This window comes from Porphyromonas gingivalis ATCC 33277, assembly GCF_000010505.1.
Taxonomy (GTDB): Bacteria; Bacteroidota; Bacteroidia; order Bacteroidales; family Porphyromonadaceae; genus Porphyromonas; species Porphyromonas gingivalis.
The window spans coordinates 63,750-80,765 of record NC_010729.1; the positions used below are offsets into that span (position 1 = coordinate 63,750).

The 17,016-nt window shown below is 50.6% G+C and carries 21 protein-coding genes; 2 read left to right on the top strand and 19 right to left on the bottom strand.

Going from position 1 to position 17,016, the window contains the following annotated elements; all coding sequences use genetic code 11:
* Window positions 1–35 precede the first annotated feature (35 nt).
* The 19 genes from PGN_RS00255 to PGN_RS00345 form a co-directional block, all read right to left on the bottom strand.
* Window positions 36–551, bottom strand: a complete 516-nt coding sequence (locus PGN_RS00255; protein ID WP_012457201.1) for a glycoside hydrolase family protein — start codon at window positions 549–551, stop codon at window positions 36–38.
* Entirely contained in the window at window positions 535–996 is a 462-nt protein-coding gene (locus PGN_RS00260; protein ID WP_012457202.1) for a DUF3872 domain-containing protein, read from the bottom strand. The genes PGN_RS00255 and PGN_RS00260 overlap by 17 nt, the downstream gene beginning before the upstream one ends.
* Window positions 997–1,020: 24 nt before the next feature.
* The gene (locus tag PGN_RS00265; RefSeq protein WP_012457203.1) at window positions 1,021–1,875 is read right to left on the bottom strand and encodes a toprim domain-containing protein; all 855 of its coding nucleotides are present in this window, start codon (window positions 1,873–1,875) and stop codon (window positions 1,021–1,023) included.
* On the bottom strand, window positions 1,875–2,459 hold the full coding sequence (locus PGN_RS00270; RefSeq protein WP_012457204.1) for a conjugal transfer protein TraO: 585 nt from the start codon (window positions 2,457–2,459) through the stop codon (window positions 1,875–1,877). Before PGN_RS00270 ends, PGN_RS00265 begins: the two co-directional genes overlap by 1 nt.
* A 1-nt stretch (window position 2,460) precedes the next feature.
* Window positions 2,461–3,381, bottom strand: coding sequence for a conjugative transposon protein TraN (traN, locus tag PGN_RS00275; RefSeq protein ID WP_012457205.1), 921 nt, complete (start codon window positions 3,379–3,381; stop codon window positions 2,461–2,463).
* A 38-nt stretch (window positions 3,382–3,419) separates the two neighbouring features.
* Window positions 3,420–4,787 (bottom strand): conjugative transposon protein TraM, encoded by a 1,368-nt coding sequence (gene traM / locus PGN_RS00280; RefSeq protein ID WP_012457206.1) that lies wholly within the window; start codon window positions 4,785–4,787, stop codon window positions 3,420–3,422.
* Window positions 4,738–5,070, bottom strand: coding sequence for a TraL conjugative transposon family protein (locus tag PGN_RS00285; RefSeq protein ID WP_012457207.1), 333 nt, complete (start codon window positions 5,068–5,070; stop codon window positions 4,738–4,740). Before PGN_RS00285 ends, traM begins: the two co-directional genes overlap by 50 nt.
* Window positions 5,067–5,690 carry a conjugative transposon protein TraK gene (traK, locus tag PGN_RS00290; protein ID WP_012457208.1) on the bottom strand — a complete coding sequence of 208 codons (624 nt, stop codon included), beginning with the start codon at window positions 5,688–5,690 and terminating at the stop codon, window positions 5,067–5,069. The genes PGN_RS00285 and traK overlap by 4 nt, the downstream gene beginning before the upstream one ends.
* 19 nt (window positions 5,691–5,709) lie before the next feature.
* Window positions 5,710–6,786, bottom strand: coding sequence for a conjugative transposon protein TraJ (traJ, locus tag PGN_RS00295; protein WP_012457209.1), 1,077 nt, complete (start codon window positions 6,784–6,786; stop codon window positions 5,710–5,712).
* Between the two features lie 2 nt (window positions 6,787–6,788).
* Window positions 6,789–7,418, bottom strand: a complete 630-nt coding sequence (locus PGN_RS00300) for a DUF4141 domain-containing protein (protein ID WP_004341668.1) — start codon at window positions 7,416–7,418, stop codon at window positions 6,789–6,791.
* 134 nt (window positions 7,419–7,552) lie between these two features.
* On the bottom strand, window positions 7,553–10,054 hold the full coding sequence (locus tag PGN_RS00305; RefSeq protein WP_012457210.1) for a TraG family conjugative transposon ATPase: 2,502 nt from the start codon (window positions 10,052–10,054) through the stop codon (window positions 7,553–7,555).
* A complete protein-coding gene (locus tag PGN_RS00310; protein ID WP_012457211.1) occupies window positions 10,051–10,428 on the bottom strand; it encodes a DUF4133 domain-containing protein in 378 nt (125 codons plus the stop codon). The genes PGN_RS00305 and PGN_RS00310 overlap by 4 nt, the downstream gene beginning before the upstream one ends.
* A 4-nt stretch (window positions 10,429–10,432) precedes the next feature.
* A complete protein-coding gene (locus PGN_RS00315; protein ID WP_012457212.1) occupies window positions 10,433–10,732 on the bottom strand; it encodes a DUF4134 domain-containing protein in 300 nt (99 codons plus the stop codon).
* Window positions 10,733–10,907: 175 nt separating this feature from the next.
* Window positions 10,908–11,495 (bottom strand): hypothetical protein, encoded by a 588-nt coding sequence (locus PGN_RS00320; RefSeq protein ID WP_012457213.1) that lies wholly within the window; start codon window positions 11,493–11,495, stop codon window positions 10,908–10,910.
* Complete coding sequence (locus tag PGN_RS00325) at window positions 11,483–12,223, bottom strand: ParA family protein (protein WP_012457214.1); 741 nt, start codon at window positions 12,221–12,223, stop codon at window positions 11,483–11,485. Before PGN_RS00325 ends, PGN_RS00320 begins: the two co-directional genes overlap by 13 nt.
* Window positions 12,224–12,252: 29 nt before the next feature.
* Complete coding sequence (locus PGN_RS00330) at window positions 12,253–12,843, bottom strand: hypothetical protein (protein WP_012457215.1); 591 nt, start codon at window positions 12,841–12,843, stop codon at window positions 12,253–12,255.
* On the bottom strand, window positions 12,840–13,193 hold the full coding sequence (locus PGN_RS00335; protein WP_012457216.1) for a DUF3408 domain-containing protein: 354 nt from the start codon (window positions 13,191–13,193) through the stop codon (window positions 12,840–12,842). The genes PGN_RS00330 and PGN_RS00335 overlap by 4 nt, the downstream gene beginning before the upstream one ends.
* Window positions 13,194–13,218: 25 nt before the next feature.
* A complete protein-coding gene (locus PGN_RS00340; RefSeq protein WP_012457217.1) occupies window positions 13,219–13,650 on the bottom strand; it encodes a DUF3408 domain-containing protein in 432 nt (143 codons plus the stop codon).
* On the bottom strand, window positions 13,634–14,416 hold the full coding sequence (locus PGN_RS00345; protein WP_012457218.1) for a ParA family protein: 783 nt from the start codon (window positions 14,414–14,416) through the stop codon (window positions 13,634–13,636). The genes PGN_RS00340 and PGN_RS00345 overlap by 17 nt, the downstream gene beginning before the upstream one ends.
* A gap of 788 nt (window positions 14,417–15,204) precedes the next feature.
* Here PGN_RS00345 and mobA point away from each other — a divergent pair.
* Window positions 15,205–15,618, top strand: a complete 414-nt coding sequence (gene mobA, locus PGN_RS00350; protein ID WP_004341650.1) for a conjugal transfer protein MobA — start codon at window positions 15,205–15,207, stop codon at window positions 15,616–15,618.
* On the top strand, window positions 15,603–16,838 hold the full coding sequence (gene mobB, locus PGN_RS00355) for a conjugal transfer protein MobB (RefSeq protein ID WP_012457219.1): 1,236 nt from the start codon (window positions 15,603–15,605) through the stop codon (window positions 16,836–16,838). The genes mobA and mobB overlap by 16 nt, the downstream gene beginning before the upstream one ends.
* Window positions 16,839–17,016: the final 178 nt, after the last annotated feature.

Consider the following 17,016-nt stretch of genomic DNA (forward strand, 5'->3'; position numbering starts at 1 on the left):
GCGACATTATGCTCCGCAAGAGGCGTATTTGATAATCAGGGTATATAAAACAGAGCGAACTCCACTTTTCGTCGTTTGACAAGACCTCTGAGGACTTTGCCCTTGTATCGGCAGAAAGAGACAAATTCGCGGTAGAAATTCCTGTTGCCCGACTCTATCTTCCGCAGCAATCGGCTTTTGGGGTGTTTACCATATCCCAGCAACCTGCCCGTTCCAACGTTGTAGGACAGAACGGCAAGCAGCAGGGCATCCTTTCCGTAGTCCTTGAACATCATCAGACGCTTCATCAGGTCTACACGGAGCAGAGAGTCCGCCTGCCGTTCCGTCATTGCTGCCGTGAAGTGTTCACAGGGCAGAAGCCGATGTCCATAGCCTACATAGGGATAATCCTTCCAAGAATGTAAGCCCTCGAAGTGTTTGATGCAGACAACGGCACGCTCGAACGGCGGTAGTGAAAAGAGAGCCTTTCCGCCCTCCTGAGCGAAAAGGCGGAAGCAGGATAGGCAAACAAGGCAGAACGATAAAACGAGAAGTTTACTTCTTGTCCCCATTCGTTTTCTCCTTTTCCTCGTCCTTTTGACTGTTGAACTCAAACGAGAGTTTTTCCGTCTGTCCGAAATTGTCCTCCACATACACATCTATCGTCTGCTGGTCAGAGGAAGCAGAGGTGTAGTATAGCCTGAACACCTCTTTTGTAAGAGGGTAACGGTCATTGGGTTTGAACACCGTGCCGTCGTTCATCTTCAGCCGTCCCTTTCCATCAGGTTGAAAGTATCTAATGGTATAGCGTGCGTCTTCAAACCGTCCCTGCCGTTTGAGCGTACAGCGTATCTCCGCCGTCTGTCCCTTGACGATGTGCTTCTGCACCGGCATCGTCTCTACCGTGAAGGGGTACGCCTGCTGAATATCCAACTCGTGATTACAAGCAGATAGACAAACCCCGGCGAGGGCAAGCACTCCCATTACCCAAATCGTATTCAATATTTTCTTTTTCATTGTTCATTATCGTTTTGTTGTTCGTTATACATTGTTCCCTACATTCTTGGAAAGCAGAAACTCATTCAAATCCTTATGCTCGGCATACAGAAAGGAACGGTCGATGACCTTCTCCCCGAAACAGTCGTACAGCCTTTGAAAAGTCCTTCGTCCCGCCTCGTCATTGTCGAGGAAGCAGTCAATCCTCTCATAGCCGTGCAAGGCTCTTACTGCCTTCTCCACGTTGGAAACGGAATTAAGGACAAGCCAGTCCGAAGCGATGATACCGAGTTGCATAGCGGAGAGGTAATCCATAAAGCCCTCGAATACGGTACATACATCTGAGCCGTTACGCTTCAAGGAAATGTCCTTGGGCGGTATGCAACCCTTGAAAAAGCGGTTGCGAAGCTCCAATCCTCCGGCATCGTTACGAAAGCCGATGGCATAGAACCGTTTGCCATGCACACGGTATCGAACCTCCTCGCAGTTAGGTATGGCAACGTGGGCATTGATACCCCGTTCTTTCAAGTAGCCCAGCAGTTTGGCGTCCTGCAATGGTCGCACCCAAATATCATTGAAGACTGGTTCTTTCTTTTCGCTTCTTTCCGGTTGTTCCAAAGCAGGTAGCGGACACGTTCCGCTCTTGGCGATGAAAGCCGCCCGCAGGAGAAAATCACCGCTTCCGATAAACTCTCCCGCCAAGTCGAAAATGTCGCCGCCTTTGCCCGTCCCAAAATCGAACCAGACATTCTTGGCGGTATCGACCTTGAACGAGGGTGTCCGTTCCGTTCGGTAAGGGGCGGAATACCACAAGGCGTTTCCTTTCTGTTTGGTCGGATGAATCCCCATTGCGTTCAGGAAGTCCGCAATGGGAATCTCTCTCATCTGTCGTGCATCCATCAGTCCAGCATGATTTTCAGTCCGACACCGTACTGTGTATGAAAATGCTCCGTAGAGCCTCCCCACAGACAACGTTCCCTGCCGTAGAGCAACAGTACAAGGCGATCACTCAGATAGGTCTCCGCCTGTAGGGTGATTGCCCCACCGTAAATAAAACCGTCTTTATTACGTACTGTGGAGCCATCAAAGAGCAGTTTCTTTCGACCATTGACCGTCTCATAGCCCGCCAAGGCGGAAATACCTGCTGATAGGAAAAAGGTTTTACTCCCGTCTGAAAACACGCCAGAGAAGAAACCTCCCTCGCCCGTGAACTGCTCCACAGGAATACGGCTCTCCCGATTAGGGTGGTATCTGCGGAGATACTCCGCCCCAAGGACCCATTGATGCCCGCCTTTGGTGTAGGTGGCAAGCGAAGCCCCGAACGTATAGCCCGTCTCATTCTTGGAAGAAGGAGAATAAAAACCGTCCGCCATGCCTGCGGTCAGGCGTATGCCTTTCATCTTGGGCAGACAACGCTGGGCGTGCGCCTGCCCTGCAAAGAGGGCAAGCGACACGACAAACAGAAAAAATGCGAGTTTTCTCATATCACTTCACTTTGAGTTCGTTGATTTCCCTCGCACGCACAAGGTCTTCATTCTCCACGACAAAGGATTGGTGTCTTCCACCGTTCTTCTCGTGCATCTCCACAATGAGATGCTTGTCATCGGGGATGGTGAACTTTTGCAGGGTGAATACCGTGCGTTCGCTCTTCTGCCCCGCCACGCAGGTGATGTAGTTGTAGGCACGCAGCGGAAGCAGTACCTGCTCCTGCATGGCGGTCTGCTTGGCAACCTTCTTGTCCACGATTTTGAACGTGATGAAGTCGATGTCGAACGGCACGTTGGACTTGTTGCGCAGTTCCGTATGGAAGTACAGCAGTCCGTTGTGCGAATACAACCCTTTGAGCAGGTACTGAATACCGAAGGACTTGCTGCCGATGTGCTTCACCGCCCGCCTGTCCTCCTTGTGAATGGATTTCATGATGAGCCTTACCAGCATCGGGCTTTCGCTTCCGAGTTCCTTGAGATAGACCTCCATGGCGTTGTTCGGACGGTTTACGCTCTCCCCATCGTGGATGAAGTCCGCCATTTCCACATTGAGTAACAGCGGCTCGTTGGCATACTTGACATTAAAGGTGTAAAATGCACCGTCTTCGGTGATGACGCTCATGTTCGTCTCTTCGTGGAAGTCCTTGACCGTCGCCTTCACACGGATGACGTTTTCCGCCCCGTCCGCCTTCCCTGCAATGAGGTTGGGCGAACCCAGATCCACATAGCGCACGGCAGAGGGGAAGATGATGTGCACCGTCTTATCGTAGGTAATTTCCAAGCCGTGGGGTGGTATCATCCGCTCAAAGGCAATTTTGCGGGTCAGCCCCTGATAGAGGTCTCCGCTTGAAGTTGTTTCCTGTGCGTTGGCACAGACTGCGCCCAGCATCAGGGCGATGGCTAAAACTGTTCTTTTCATTTTTACTTTGGATTAAAGTGGTGAATAATAACTGTGAATTACTTGTTTTCAGATTGGTAGATCAATACCTTGTATCCTGCTTTGAGATGTACCTTGACGGAGCGCATTTTCTTTGAGAAATACTGCGAAGTGCCTTGTATCAGCCCCTTGCCCAAGTCGGCGGCAAGCTGAGCCCCCGCATCGGTGGAGATGTTCATACTACTGCCTGCGGAAGTACCCATTCCTGCGACAATCTCCTTGGCGGCACTGCGTTCCATCGAGCCGGGGATGAATATCCCTGCTTGTCCGTCCGTATCGTACACCGCCAATTCCACGGGGATGATGTTCCCGTGATATTCCAGCGAAGAGATGAGTACGTTCAGGCGTTCGCCCTGTATCTTCGCCACGCCGACCAACGAGGAGTTCCGAGGGATTTCCTTGCCGGATACCAGCATCGGTTCCAAGAGACGGAAACGTACCGTTTGCCCGTCCGTAACCGTCTGCCGGGTATGCACACAGGCGGAGATGGTATTCTTCTCCGTCAGCGGGGCTGTTCCGATGGCGGTATGGAACATATAGTTTCTCTCCTTGACATATTCGGAGCGGAAAGTCGAGTCGCTCATCGGCTGTGCCAGAGCCGACACTATTTGACCGCTCACCTGCCTGACAGGAAACGCTATCGCCTTTCCATTGCGACCGGAAGAGACCACTTTCCTTTCGGAAGCCGTCTCACTCCCCGAAGTCGAAGGAAGAGCAGCGGGAACGGATTGCCCCTTGCCTCCTGCAGGCATATACTTGGCTGCCAGCTGATAGGATTTTTCAAGCAGAGCCATCTGGTCGTTCACGGTTATAGCGGGCGACTGTTGTTCATTACTCATACGACTTTCCAACTCCTTCAAACGGGTACGCATTTCCTCCTTTTCCGGATCTTCTCTCGGTATCTCATAGAAACTGCCGAGCGTGCGGTTGATGTCTTGATAAGCGGAAGCCGAAGCATGGAATCCCTCTTGCGGAGCAGTAGTGCGAGAGCCGAAGCCGTTGTCTCTTTCCGACAAATCCGTCTTTAATGCCAACTCTTCGGAACTCTGCTCCGGTTGTCCTCCTGTCATTTCCCCGAACATGGAACTGAGGCTTTGCATGGCACGACTTCGTTCCTGCTCCTTCTGTTCCATCATCTCCTTTTCATAGGCTTTCTTCTTGTCGCCGATGAGTTCCGAGGCTTGCGGATCCGGTACTTCCGTATTGAAGCCCTTTGACTGTTTCTCCTCCTCTTTCTCCGAAGGAGCGAAGATGAGCCACATAGAGCCCGCAAAGAGCAGGAACATCAGGGGGTAAATGACAAACTTCTTTCGCCTTTGTCTCTCTTCCTCCGTCAGCTCAGGCGAGGTGCTCGCGTCGGAGGCTGTCTTTCTTTTGAATGGGTACATAATCGTAATACTTTAATAGGTTGATACTATCGTTGGAATAGATCCGCCTGACTTCAGGCGTTTCGATATGCTCGATAACCGGCATGTTTCCCTTATTCCCTCTTTCCTCAAAGAAGATATGGCATATCCCTTGAAAGAAGAGGTAATTGGAGAGAAGGGCGAATACCGCCAGCATCGTCAGGACGACATACAGCCTCAGATGAGCGGGGATGCGTCCGCACAGGCGGCGGAGTCTTGCCTCAGCTCCCTCCTGCATCATTCGGAACAGACTTTTCTTTTTCATCGTTTACGGGTACTGATGTCTTTGTTCTCCACAATCTCGAATCCTTCGATATTGAAGCCATTCGGATTGTCATCGCTGCGGCTCGTATTGAGCAGGCGGCATACGGTCACGAGACTGCGCTCGGTCACGTTGGTCGCACGGATAATCATCTGTCGGGCATACGTCCGTACCGCATAGGGATAGCTGTCGAAGTCACAGAGTACGCTGTCCACCTGCACGACCTGATTGATATTTCCTGCCACGATACGGTTGTAGTACCCTTTCTCGGAGAAATCCCGATAGTAATTGTAGGCACTCTTGTCCGCCAAGAGCAGCGCACGGGAGATATTCCCCTCAATGGCACTCTTATCGGGCGAAAGGGTGAAGAACAACTCGTGGAAGCGGCGCACATGCTCCTTGGCTTCTGCGGGTCTGTTCTGCGACAGATCCTGCGACAAGGCGAGCATCAGCGACTTACCGCCATCCAACACATAGATTTTCTGCCTTTGGGCTTCGGCAAAGGAGTAGGCACTCCATACCGAATACCCCGCAAGGAGAGCACACAGGCAGACGACGACCAAGGTAAAGAGGCGTATCTGCTTGAAACTTGTTTCGATATTCTTTAATGACTTAAATTCCATAGCTTTTCATTCTTGTTTATTATTCGGGAGCATTTCCGCTTCTCCTGCGGAAAAGCTGCCCTGCCACCTCCTTGGCTTTATGTCCCGCACTATGCAAGACCTGTTTTCCGTGTCCTCCGGCAAATCCACCAACGGCTCCGCCCACAGCACCTGCGATACCGGCGCCCTTTCCTGCCGCATAGTTCACGTTTTTACCGTAGTTACCCGCTCCTCCGGCTTGTATTACCCAGCCCGCAACCGTTGGAATGGTGAAGTAGCCGATGATGCCGATAATCATGAAGACGAGGTACACACCGTTCGAAGCATCTATCGTATAGGTGGGATCATTCTGCAACTGCGTGATGTCGTGTTTGAGCATCAGTTCCTGAATCTTTGCCAGCATCGAACTGAACAAGTCCGCCACAGGCAACCACAGATAGATGGAGATATACCTCGTGAACCATTGCGTGAGGGTGCTTTGGAAACCGTCCCACACGGAGATGGCAAAGGCTATCGGTCCCAAAATGGAGAGGACAATCAGGAAGAATGTCCGAAGCGTGTCGATGAGCAGGGCGGCAGCGGCGAAAAGCAGTTCCAAGAACTCCCGCACCATATTGCGAAACCATTTCTTGAAATTGTACATACTGCGTTCCACATACATACCCGCCATCGTCGCCATATCCGAGGGAGAGATACCGAGTTCATCCAGTTTCTTGTCGAACTCTTCGTTACTCACCAGATAGGCTGTTTCGGGATTCCTCACCATCGCCTCGTATTCCAGCTTGTCCCGCAACTTGCGGTATTCGTCCATGCTGAAAGTCTGCTTTTCGAGCATCTTGTGCGTCCCCTGCACAACGGGGCTGAGCACGCCGTTGATAGTCTCCAGCACCATCGGAAAGAAGAGGATACAGAGACCGAGCGCAAAGGGACGGAGCAACGGATAGACGTCGATGGGTTCGGCACGGGCAAGCGTCTGCCACACCCGAAGTGCCACATAAAAGAGCGCACCCAAGCCCGCAATGCCTTTGGCGACACCTATCATGTCACCACACATAGGCATCATCTCCGTGTAAAGCGAACGGAGGACTTGGTGCAGGTTGTCAAATTCCGCTCCCATGATTACCAATACCTTTCGTTGTCCGTTCCATAGAGCGAAAGCACCCGGTCGGTGTCCTGCTGCTTCTTGGCTCTGAGATAGCTCACGGAGATGTTCTTGTTCGTGTAGTAACGCACAAGGTTGCGGTAGTCCCTGATTTCCTTGTAGCAGCGATCCACCACGTCCATACGCTCCTTGTCGGTCATCTTCAGCGTGGTGATGTTCACTACCTGCTTGAGTTCCTTGAGCAGGTTGTTGCTTTCTCCGAGCAGTTTGGTGTAGCCGTTGGCAATGGCGACCAGCTCTTCCGGTCGGAAGTTCGGGTCGGAGAGCATCTTCTTGTAGTTCTTCACATAGATATCGGAGATTTCTCCGACCATCAAAATCGTCTCCTTTACCCGTTGGGCGTCCCGCACGAGGTTGTTCACCTTTTTCAGGGCATCGTAGTATTTCTTGCTCTCATTGTAGAGCTTCTCGACCTCCTTGAAGTTGTCAAGCGTGTTCTTGACCGTCTTGGAGGTCTGCACGATTTCCTTGGTCGTGTTGATGATACTCTGTGCAAGGTTGGTGGGGTCTGTGACCACCCACTGGGCGTGTGCGCTGCCTGCCAAGAGGCAACCGCACGCCATAAGCATTAAAATTTTCTTTCTCATTTTTCAAATTGATTTTAGCGTAGATACAATGTCGTTCGAGCCACTCGGAAAAATCAGTCGAGTAAATCTGAAAATCAGTCGACTGTTTTCTTGAAATATGACGTCATATTTTTCGGACTTGTTGTATTACGCGGTTAAACATTCATTGATTGCTCTTCTTCGGCGAGCTGCCTGACGGCAAGCTCCATATTCCCGCCGAGTTGCTCGGCACGGGCAAGTACGCGCATCTTCTCGGTCTCCTCCGTCGTGTAGGTGAGGTATTCGGCTTTCGACACTTCGGTGGCATAGACGGCAGACTGCACACCTCCCAGTCCGATCCACACCTCCTTGTACGACCGTGTGGCATCGTTGCTCTGGTTGATGGAGAGTATCTGCCCCCGCTCCTTGTCCGTCAGTCCCAAGAGTGCCTGAATCTGGTCGAACTTGTTCATGTACTTGCGCTGGTCAAGCAGTATCTTGCAGTCGGAGTTGTTGATGATGGACTCCTTGACAATGTCTGAGGAGATGATGTCATCCACCTCCTGCGTCACCACGACCGCCTCACCGAAGAATTTTCTTACCGTCTTGTAGAGATACTTGATATATCCCGCCATATTCGCGGACGCAATCGCTTTCCAAGCCTCCTCAATAAGGATGACTTTCCGTATTCCCTTCAGACGTCGCATCTTGTTGATGAAGAGTTCCATAATGATGATGGTGGTAATGGGGAAAAGGATGGGATGATCCTTTATGGAATCGATTTCGAAGACGATAAAGCGGGCGTTCAACAGGTCGAGCTGCTTGTCCGAGTTCAGCAGGTAGTCGTATTCGCCACCTTTGTAGTACGGCTCCAGCACGTTGAGAAAATTGGCCAAGTCAAAATCCTTTTCCCTGACCTTTTTCTCACGGAGCAATGCCGAGTAGTCGGTGGTGAGATACTCGTAAAAGCTGTTGAACGAAGGAACGATACCGTCGTCCGTCTTGATACGCTCGATAAAGAGTGAAACGGCATTGGAAAGGGCGACCTCCTCCGAACGGGTGGCAGGCTCGTTATCCTTCTTCCAAAGGGTCAGCAGCAGTGTCTTGATGCTCTCGCGCTTCTCAACGTCGAACACCTTATCCGTCGTGTAGAATGGATTGAAGCTGATGGGACTTTCGTCCGAGTAGGTGAAATAGACCCCGTCCTCGCCCTGCGTCTTGTGGCGTATCATCTCGCACAGTCCCTGATAGCTGTTTCCCGTGTCCACCAAGACGATATGGGTATTCTGTTCCCAGTACTGCCTCAAGAGGTGGTTGGTGAAGAACGACTTGCCGCTGCCCGACGGACCCAAGATGAATTTGTTTCGGTTCGTGGTGATGCCTTTCTTCATCGGCAGGTCGGAGATATCGAGATGAATGGGCTTGCCACTGCGGTCTGCCATCTTGATGCCGAACGGTGACAACGAATCACGGTAGTTGGTCTCCTCATTGAAGAAGCAGACCGCCTGTTCGATGAACGTGTAGAAACTCTCTTCGGCAGGAAAATCGGCTTCATTGCCGGGAATACCCGCCCAAAAGAGTGTCGGCACATCCACCGTGTTGTGTCGTGGCTTGCACTCCATCAGAGCCAGCTGACTGCCCACGTCGTTACGGATACGGCGGAGTTCCTCCTCATCCTCGCTCCACGCCAAAACGTTGCAATGACAGCGGACGGAGGTAAGCCCGAAGCTGTGCGCCTCGTTCAGATACTCGTCAATCCATTGCTTGTTGATTTGATTGGAGCGACTATAACGGGAGAGTGAATGCATATTCCGTGCGCTCTTCTCGAAGCGTTGCAGGTTCTCGGCACTGTCATCAATAAGTACATACTGGTTGTAGATATGGTTGCACGGCAGCAACAGCCCTACGGGAGCGGCAAAGGAAAGGCGGCAGTCGCTTCGGTCGGTGGATAATCGCTCATAGCGCATATCCGTGCCTACCAGCCCGGGCAGGTCTTCCGTATCGGAAAGGGTATGCAGGCAGAGCCGCTTATCGCCAATACGCATTTGGTCGGCTTTGAGGTCGATGTCCTCCAAAACCGTCGTGTCGGAGAGGGACAGCGAGAAATACTTCTCAATCAGTCCCGGTGTCTCCGCCGTCCCGATAATCTCCTCGTCCGTCAGGCGAGAGAGGCGAATAAAACCGCTTTCGTTCATAATCCGCTCGAATTGCTCGGTCGCTTCGAGGAACTTGCGGGCAGTATCCTTGTCCCGTACCTCCTTGGGGATGATATGTCCCCGGCAGAGGGTGGAGAAGTTGCTTTGCTGCCGGTTGCGGTTCTTGGTTGTCTTGGTCAGGAACAGGTAGCAGGCGTGATTCAAGAACGGTCGCTCATTGAAGTGTCGCTCGAAACTGCGGGAGAGGAAACTCATATCCTCCTTTTGCAAGTCCGGACGGTAGCCCTCCTTGACAAACCAATCCTGCTTGTGTACAACGCTGTAGGTCGGCAACACCTTGATTGCCTTTACCCAAGAGGAATGGATGGCGGCATACTCCGCACTCGTCACCGTATAAAGTTCGGGAAGCTCGACTCGAAAGGCGACCGTAATGTCGGCGTCTTTCGAGAGGATACACCCCTCTTCGACGGCAAGCAGCGGAAAGCGGTTCTCCAGCGTGGTGGTTTTCAATAGGTTTCTCATTCTTTGTCCTCCTTTCCTTCGTCCATTCTTTTATTCTCTCTTCTCTTTCGTCTTGGCAGCTCCTTGTGCCGCAACAGACAGGGAATGCGTCGTCGGTTGATGAGGTAACGGGGATGGCTGTGCAAAGCGGAACGCTTCATCAGCCCGTGTTCCCCATACTTCTTGTTCAGGGAGAAAGTCTGCCACACCAGAATGGATGCAGAAGTCCCTCCGAAGCCGATACAGATCCATTGATTGACACCCACCATATAGAGGATGACAAACAGCACGAAAAGGGCAAGTAACCCTCCGGCGAAAATGAACAGATACTGGCTTTTGAGTCCCTGAAACTCCACCGAGCGACCGATTCCCTTGTTGATGGGATAGGTCTCCATAGGCTTAGAGGAAGAAACTTCTTAAAATGGTGGCTGCCACGATAAGGAAGATACAGGCTCCGAACCAGCTCGCGGCGGTCTTCGAGGTGTCGGGATCTCCGGACGAGAACTTTGAATAGACCTTTACCCCTCCGATAAGTCCCACGACCGCGCCGATGGCATAAATGAGTTTCGTGGCTGGGTCGAAATAAGACGTTACCATGTTGGTGGCTTGGTTGATACCCGACAAGCCGTTGCCTTGGGCAAAGGCTGAATAGGCGGAGAGCAGCAGAATGGCTGCGAAAAGAAAATGTTTCTTGGTCATAAATCATTCTTGTTTTGTGTCGGGAGAGATGGATAGGCTCTCCCGACGGATGAATACTGTTGTTACTTTTGGATGTTAGTGGTGGCTCTCTTGGGATCAGCCGTACTCTTTTTCTTTCATTGCTTGTTGCATTAAAGGGTTCATACTATTGGGACAAAACCATTCGGAAGGGGCGTTACGCCTTTTCGCCGCTGTAAAGCTCCTCGAAACGGGCACGGACGATTTCATCGATCGTGGCTGAGCGTTTCGCATCGCTTCGGAGCGTTTCCATCAGGCGGGTTCCTTCCAACGCTCTCAGCGTATCGCCGGTACTCTGTCGCTCTGCTTCGGTGTGGGCGTGGCGGTGAATGACCGACAAGGCTTCCAGCACCCGTTCAAAATCAATTCCCGTGGCATATTCGCTTTCTCCCGATACGGGAAGTTCTTCCTCTTCTTCAAAGGATGGAGCATCCGAAGATTCATACACTAAAGGAATCTCGTCTATGTCGGGCAGTTCATCTGGCTCTTCCGATGGTTCTTGTCCGTTTTCGAGGGCAAATATAGAAGCCTTTTTTGCTTCTGCCTCGCCTTTTGGATAACTGCGTACTTGTGGCGTCGAGTGGCTTATCTTAAAGCGACTCTTACCGATGATTTCGGCTTCACGGACCGTTTGACAAGGCTCTTTTGGGGGTGTTCCCTTCTTTCTTCTTTTCCTCTCATACAAGAGAAAAAGAAGCAACCACAAAAGGTAGAGCAAGAGAAGGACAAGGACTATTCGGTACATAGGCGTTGCAGGATTTCGTGAAGCTCATTACCTAACTCAATACAGAGCCTGCTCAACTTCCCTCCGTGGGGTGGGAAGAGGGTGCATACCCCTCTTCTGCGTTCGGAAAGCAGCGGACGATACAAACGGGAGTGGCTCAATGAGGTCTGCATCAAGAGGACTCCCGTTTCATCGGCAAGGGTGCGACAGCGTTCGTCGGCTTCCTCACGTTCCCAAGCCTGTGTCATATTGCGAAGCAGGTAAAGCTCCTTGATATTGCCCTTGCCCATCGTCAGTATCTGCTCTCCCAAGATGTCGATGAAATGACGGACGGCTTCCATATCCATCGGACTGCCCGTAACGGGAAAGACGACGGCATCCATTGCTGAAAGCAGCTCCACCGTCCCTTCGGTACGCATCAATGGAGGGAGGTCGAAGAGGATGCAGCGAGGAGGATTGTCCGCACAGTGTCGCTCCACCCGGTTCAGGGCTTCCCGCGCCGGAGCGCAGATAATCGGATAAGGAGCATAGGATGCCCGATGCTTCAGACGCATCAGGTTTTGATGATTCAGTTCTTCCGACTCTTGTTGCCGCAGACGGGCGATGGTATAGACGGGATGGTTGCAATCCACGACGGCGACATCGCATCCTCTGTGGTAATGCAGAATGCTTGCGGCAAGTACCGTAAGCGAGGTTTTGCCGACACCTCCCTTGGGGGAAGCGATGGCAAGATAAATGGGCTTACTCATATTCTCTCCTTTCTTTGAATGGGTGAATACTATGTCTTGATAAATCGTTTGTAATCGAAATTGCCTGACAGAATCTCTTTCGGAGCTTCTTCGGCAACGCGCTCCAGCAGTTCGCGGACACGTTCCCCGGCTGCTTTCTTAATTGCTTGGAACATCGGGGAGTCGTGTATCTTATAGATGGTTTCAGCGGCTTTCGAGGCTTCCTCTATCGGAGCATTCTTGCAGGAGAGGACATTACCCATTTGTTGCAGCTCTTCCGCGGTGATACTTTCCGAAAGAGAGCGGCTTTCACCTTGGACTTCCACCAATACATAATCCTCTTCCTCTTCGGGGATGGACGTAGAGGTCTCTTCCGACATTCCCATTTCAGGCGTCTGTTCCTGTTGCTCTTCTTCGATGGGCAACTCGGCTAAAAGGATATTCTCCTCTTGGGAGGGTTCCTTCTGGGGGATGCGGATGGTAACGACGAAATTCCCCTTGCCTCGTTCCCGGAAAAAGAGCCGCAATTCACGGTAGAGTCTCACGGCACTCCGATAGCGTCCGTACAGGAAGCGGGCGACCTGCACGCTGCCGAGATAGGCTAAGCTGACCAGCAGCAGAATGACAATCACCTGCTTCATCGCTCGAAACGTTTACGGAATTGTTGTTCAAACAAGGCATCTATCTCATCACGGTGACTCTCTAAGTGATGCCGGAGAATATGTTCTACGAATGCCCCAATCGTCAGTTTGCCTGCGGCTGCCACATAGACGATTTCGGAAATCTCTTCCTGTGTCTTTTTGGAAATGAACACGCCCTTTCTGTCTCCGATGTTCAGGGGTTGCAGAAAGGTGGTTTCGTAATCGCTCTTCTCTTCCTGAAGGAGACCTGTAGGGTGTCCCTCGGAATGTTCGATGAGCGTGGTGGAGTTACGGATAGTTACTTTTGAAGAGACGCTTTTTCGTTCTCTGCAGGACTCTTTGCCTGCCATTGGTCGGTTTGTTTTCTGTTTCATATCACAATAATTTCTTGAAGTTCTTTTCACTTAATCGGTTGATTTCTTCCTTGTAGTCCTCCAAATGTTTGAGAAGGATGTTTTCCACGTACATGCCCAATGTCATCTCCCTCTTTCGGATGAAGAGGACGATTTCCGACAGTTTGTCCTGCAACTCTTTGGAGATGTAGATTGCTTTGCGGTCATACAGGTCATTGCGGTGCATGAAGAGCGAGATGTAATCTCCTTTGGCGGTATTCTTGCGACGTGTTCGGATGGGTAGTTGCGGTTCTTCCAAGACTTCTTCTTTCCGTGTTTCCGGAACAGACGTATCCACCTCTTCAATGCCGGGAGAGGGGATCATCTCGCTCTCTTTCTTTTTCATCGGGATACCCTGTGAAATCAATTCCCGGATAGCGACGGGATCTATCGCCCCTTTATTCTTCTCTGCCATATGCTTCAGGTTTTACGATGGACAAGATTTCCTCCACGAGCTCTTTCAGACGACTGCCTCTGAGCAGCGTGCGAGAGGCGGGAAAGATAGTCGAACGGAAGAGGGTCGTACCCTCATCCATCACTTCCTTTTTGTAGCGGGTCGTATTGGGGACTGCCGTCTTCAAGACTGGAAGTCCCAACTCGGCAATGACCTTTTCATACATCGCATAGAGAGGTGTCTTCTCTCTGCCGTCCACCATGTTCCAAAAGAGGTAAATCCCTTTGTTGGCAGTGTCTGTATTGTCGGTTATCGCCTCCTTGATGATGGCTGAAAAGCTCAGCGTGCTTTCCAAGGAAATACGGTCGGCGGAGATGGGGGTGAAAATATAATCCATACCGGAGAGGGTGGTCAGCACACCGTCATTGTTGATGGTTCCGGGTAGGTCAAAAAAGACGAAATCCGTATCCGACTCGTGCGTTTCCAGATATTCCCTGACCGTATCCACGGCTGCCTCTGCCGTGGCACAAAGGATGGTGTACGTGGGCTTTTGCAACTCGGAGAATTGGGTGGCTGCCAATTCTTGCAGCGCGGGGTTGCGATCCACGCCCTGTGCGTCACGCTGACGCATGGCAGTGATGCTGAATTGCGGATAGTCGCAATCCACCACAATAAGGTTGTACCCGCAGGCATAGTGCAGGTAACTTGCCGTCAAGACCGTAAAGGTCGTTTTGCCGACACCGCCCTTCTGAGTGGAGAAGGCAATGAAAACAGGTTTCTTTTTCATTTCATTTTCTGTTTAATGGTTCTACATATATGTGTGGAAAGGCGCATGCACGCCTTGGCTTGTTTCCTTGAAAAGGCAGATATGGAAACGAGTCTGTGAGGGAATGAATCCCCGGACAGGCAGGCATTCCGATAAAGGAACACCGACCCGCCTTTCGGGATATGTCCCTCCCTGTATAAGGGTGGAGCTATATGACGGGAGTCATACCTGCACACGTCCACCCATCCATACGTCCACACTTGTACCCTTGCACAAGGGTGTGAGGGGCGACGGGGGCAATAACTTGTACATATTCTCATTTCTATTTCCATTTCCGTAATTATCTGTTCAAATGACTGCGGACAGGTTTTTAGACTTGGGTAGGCAGGTGTGTCCACCGACCCGCAAACAGCCGTCCGACAGGGCAAATATAGAAGCCTTTATCCCCTTGTTTCTGCCCTTTTTGCTAACTGCGTACTTGTGGCTTCGATTTGCGTATTTGTGGCTTCGTGAGAGGTAAGTGCTTTAGGCACAACGCTTAGTAACTTTGCACCCAAGCGGTAAGCCGAAGTCTTCGAGGCATAAAGCGTTCTTTTTTGAGGGACTCGACTTCCGTCCTTCGCGGACGGATTTATTTGCGCCGGAGCAAATAGCAAGATATGTCCTGCGTTACTCGAAATAAATTCGGTAACTCAGAACTCTTGCTCTTGCAGAGGGCTGAAAAAACTCCGAAGTCGTTTTTTCTTGGAAGAGAGAATGCCTTGTCTTGAATGCCGGTGATGCCGTGAAACACTAAAATCCAAAGTAAAATGACAAAGAGACATGTGGGGAGACCCCTGAAAAAAGAGAAAGCCAGCCATTGTTGCATGGTTCGGTTTACGGACACGGAGTTTGCGCGTTTCCTGACGCTTTATGAACAGTCAGGTGTCCCGAACAGGGCTGTTTTCATCAAGGCAAGGGTCTTTGATGAGACTTTCCGAGTGATAAAAGTAGATCGTTCACTGCTTGATTACTATCAAAAACTGACGACTTTGTACGGACAATTTCGCAGTGTCGGGGTGAATTATAACCAAGCTGTGGTCGCCTTAAAGAGCAATTTCACCGAGAAAAAAGCCTTTGCGATGCTTGCCCAACTGGAGAAACTGACACTCGAATTGGCGGCTGTCGGAGGCGAAATCGTACATCTAACCCGTGAATTTCAAGAGAAATGGTCGCAAAGATAAACTATGGCAGTTCCCTTTACGGCGCGTTGGCGTACAATGGAGAGAAGGTAAATGAGGGCGTTGCCAAGATTCTGGAGACCAACAAAGTGTTCTCTCCGGCTGATGGAACACACGATATATCCGCCTGTATGCAGGACTTTATGGCATATATGCCGAGTCATGTCCTCACTAAGAAACTGGTTATACATATCTCCTTGAATCCGCATCCCGATGACAGACTTACCGATGAGCAGTTCTCAGCCATCGCACGGGAGTATATCGAAAAGATGGGCTACGCTAATCAACCCTTTATCGTTTATAAGCATGAAGACATAGACAGGCATCACCTGCATATTGTCACCTTAGCCGTCGATGAACGGGGAAAGAAGATTAACGATGGCAATAATTTCTATACCAGCACCCGTATTCTCAAAGAACTGGAACAGAAGTACGGTTTGATCCCTGCGCAAATGCGGAAGGAAAAAGAAGTGTTTCGCCTGCAAAAAGTCTGCTACGGCGACGGAGAGAATCTTAAAAAGCAACTGGTTTCGGTCATCAGACCGGCAGCGAAATTCTACCACTGTCCGAGTTTTAAGGAATACCGTGCTTTGCTCTCCACCTACAATATATGTGTGGAGGAGGTTAAGGGAGAGATACGCGGAAAAACCTATATGGGACTTCTCTACTTTGCCACGGATGACAAGGGGAATAAAGTCGGAAAAGTATTTAAATCCTCTCTCTTTGGGAAGTCTGTCGGATATGAAGCTCTGCAAAATAGATTCAAGGCGTCAAAGGAGAAACTGAAGGAAAAGCATCTTGCTCCTAAGACCAAAGCAATCGTAGCCGGAGCATTGAAGCGTTCTGCCACAAGAGAGGATTTCAGGGGGAACCTGCATCACAGGGGTATTGATGTCATCTTCCGAGAGAACGAGGAAGGGCGGCTCTATGGTGTCACCTTTATAGACCATAACAACGGCTGTGTCATCAATGGCTCGAGATTGGGCAAGGAACTTTCGGCAAACGCTATTGCCGAGTGGTTCGACCGTCCGCATCTCGAACTCTCTGTTAATACTCCTCAAGGTGAAAATCAGTCTGCATCTCATACGCTCCCGTCGCAAGAAAATTCCTTCTTGGGCGGTCTTCTTGATTTGCCTATGGAAGCCAACGGAACGGATTGGGAGGAAGAACAGTTCCGTAGACGGATGCAGAGAAAGAAGAAACAGAAGAAGCCTCGGTTATAAACCGTATTTTCCATCTCTAAAGTGTAGAAAAACGAAGATTGTAAGATGTTGATTATCAGGAATTATCAGAGGTGTTAAATTCTCTTATAAGGGAATTAAAATTGTCCTATAAGACAATTTGAAAAGTCTTATAAGACAATTTCAACAATCATAAAAGTAAGAACGAAATTAAACGAAA

Excerpts from the sequence above, each read along its gene's own strand:
- PGN_RS00310 (WP_012457211.1), bottom strand. The coding sequence starts at position 10,428 with ATGGAGACCTATCCCATCAACAAGGGAATCGGTCGCTCGGTGGAGTTT.
- PGN_RS00285 (WP_012457207.1), bottom strand. The coding sequence starts at position 5,070 with ATGAAAAAGAAAAGTCTGTTCCGAATGATGCAGGAGGGAGCTGAGGCA.
- traK (WP_012457208.1), bottom strand. The coding sequence starts at position 5,690 with ATGGAATTTAAGTCATTAAAGAATATCGAAACAAGTTTCAAGCAGATA.
- mobB (WP_012457219.1), top strand. The coding sequence starts at position 15,603 with ATGGTCGCAAAGATAAACTATGGCAGTTCCCTTTACGGCGCGTTGGCG.
- PGN_RS00305 (WP_012457210.1), bottom strand. The coding sequence starts at position 10,054 with ATGAGAAACCTATTGAAAACCACCACGCTGGAGAACCGCTTTCCGCTG.
- PGN_RS00270 (WP_012457204.1), bottom strand. The coding sequence starts at position 2,459 with ATGAGAAAACTCGCATTTTTTCTGTTTGTCGTGTCGCTTGCCCTCTTT.
- PGN_RS00320 (WP_012457213.1), bottom strand. The coding sequence starts at position 11,495 with ATGTACCGAATAGTCCTTGTCCTTCTCTTGCTCTACCTTTTGTGGTTG.
- traN (WP_012457205.1), bottom strand. The coding sequence starts at position 3,381 with ATGAAAAGAACAGTTTTAGCCATCGCCCTGATGCTGGGCGCAGTCTGT.
- PGN_RS00345 (WP_012457218.1), bottom strand. The coding sequence starts at position 14,416 with ATGAAAAAGAAACCTGTTTTCATTGCCTTCTCCACTCAGAAGGGCGGT.
- PGN_RS00340 (WP_012457217.1), bottom strand. The coding sequence starts at position 13,650 with ATGGCAGAGAAGAATAAAGGGGCGATAGATCCCGTCGCTATCCGGGAA.
- traM (WP_012457206.1), bottom strand. The coding sequence starts at position 4,787 with ATGTACCCATTCAAAAGAAAGACAGCCTCCGACGCGAGCACCTCGCCT.
- PGN_RS00300 (WP_004341668.1), bottom strand. The coding sequence starts at position 7,418 with ATGAGAAAGAAAATTTTAATGCTTATGGCGTGCGGTTGCCTCTTGGCA.
- PGN_RS00330 (WP_012457215.1), bottom strand. The coding sequence starts at position 12,843 with ATGAAGCAGGTGATTGTCATTCTGCTGCTGGTCAGCTTAGCCTATCTC.
- traJ (WP_012457209.1), bottom strand. The coding sequence starts at position 6,786 with ATGGGAGCGGAATTTGACAACCTGCACCAAGTCCTCCGTTCGCTTTAC.
- PGN_RS00265 (WP_012457203.1), bottom strand. The coding sequence starts at position 1,875 with ATGGATGCACGACAGATGAGAGAGATTCCCATTGCGGACTTCCTGAAC.
- PGN_RS00335 (WP_012457216.1), bottom strand. The coding sequence starts at position 13,193 with ATGGCAGGCAAAGAGTCCTGCAGAGAACGAAAAAGCGTCTCTTCAAAA.
- mobA (WP_004341650.1), top strand. The coding sequence starts at position 15,205 with ATGACAAAGAGACATGTGGGGAGACCCCTGAAAAAAGAGAAAGCCAGC.
- PGN_RS00260 (WP_012457202.1), bottom strand. The coding sequence starts at position 996 with ATGAAAAAGAAAATATTGAATACGATTTGGGTAATGGGAGTGCTTGCC.
- PGN_RS00325 (WP_012457214.1), bottom strand. The coding sequence starts at position 12,223 with ATGAGTAAGCCCATTTATCTTGCCATCGCTTCCCCCAAGGGAGGTGTC.
- PGN_RS00255 (WP_012457201.1), bottom strand. The coding sequence starts at position 551 with ATGGGGACAAGAAGTAAACTTCTCGTTTTATCGTTCTGCCTTGTTTGC.
- PGN_RS00315 (WP_012457212.1), bottom strand. The coding sequence starts at position 10,732 with ATGACCAAGAAACATTTTCTTTTCGCAGCCATTCTGCTGCTCTCCGCC.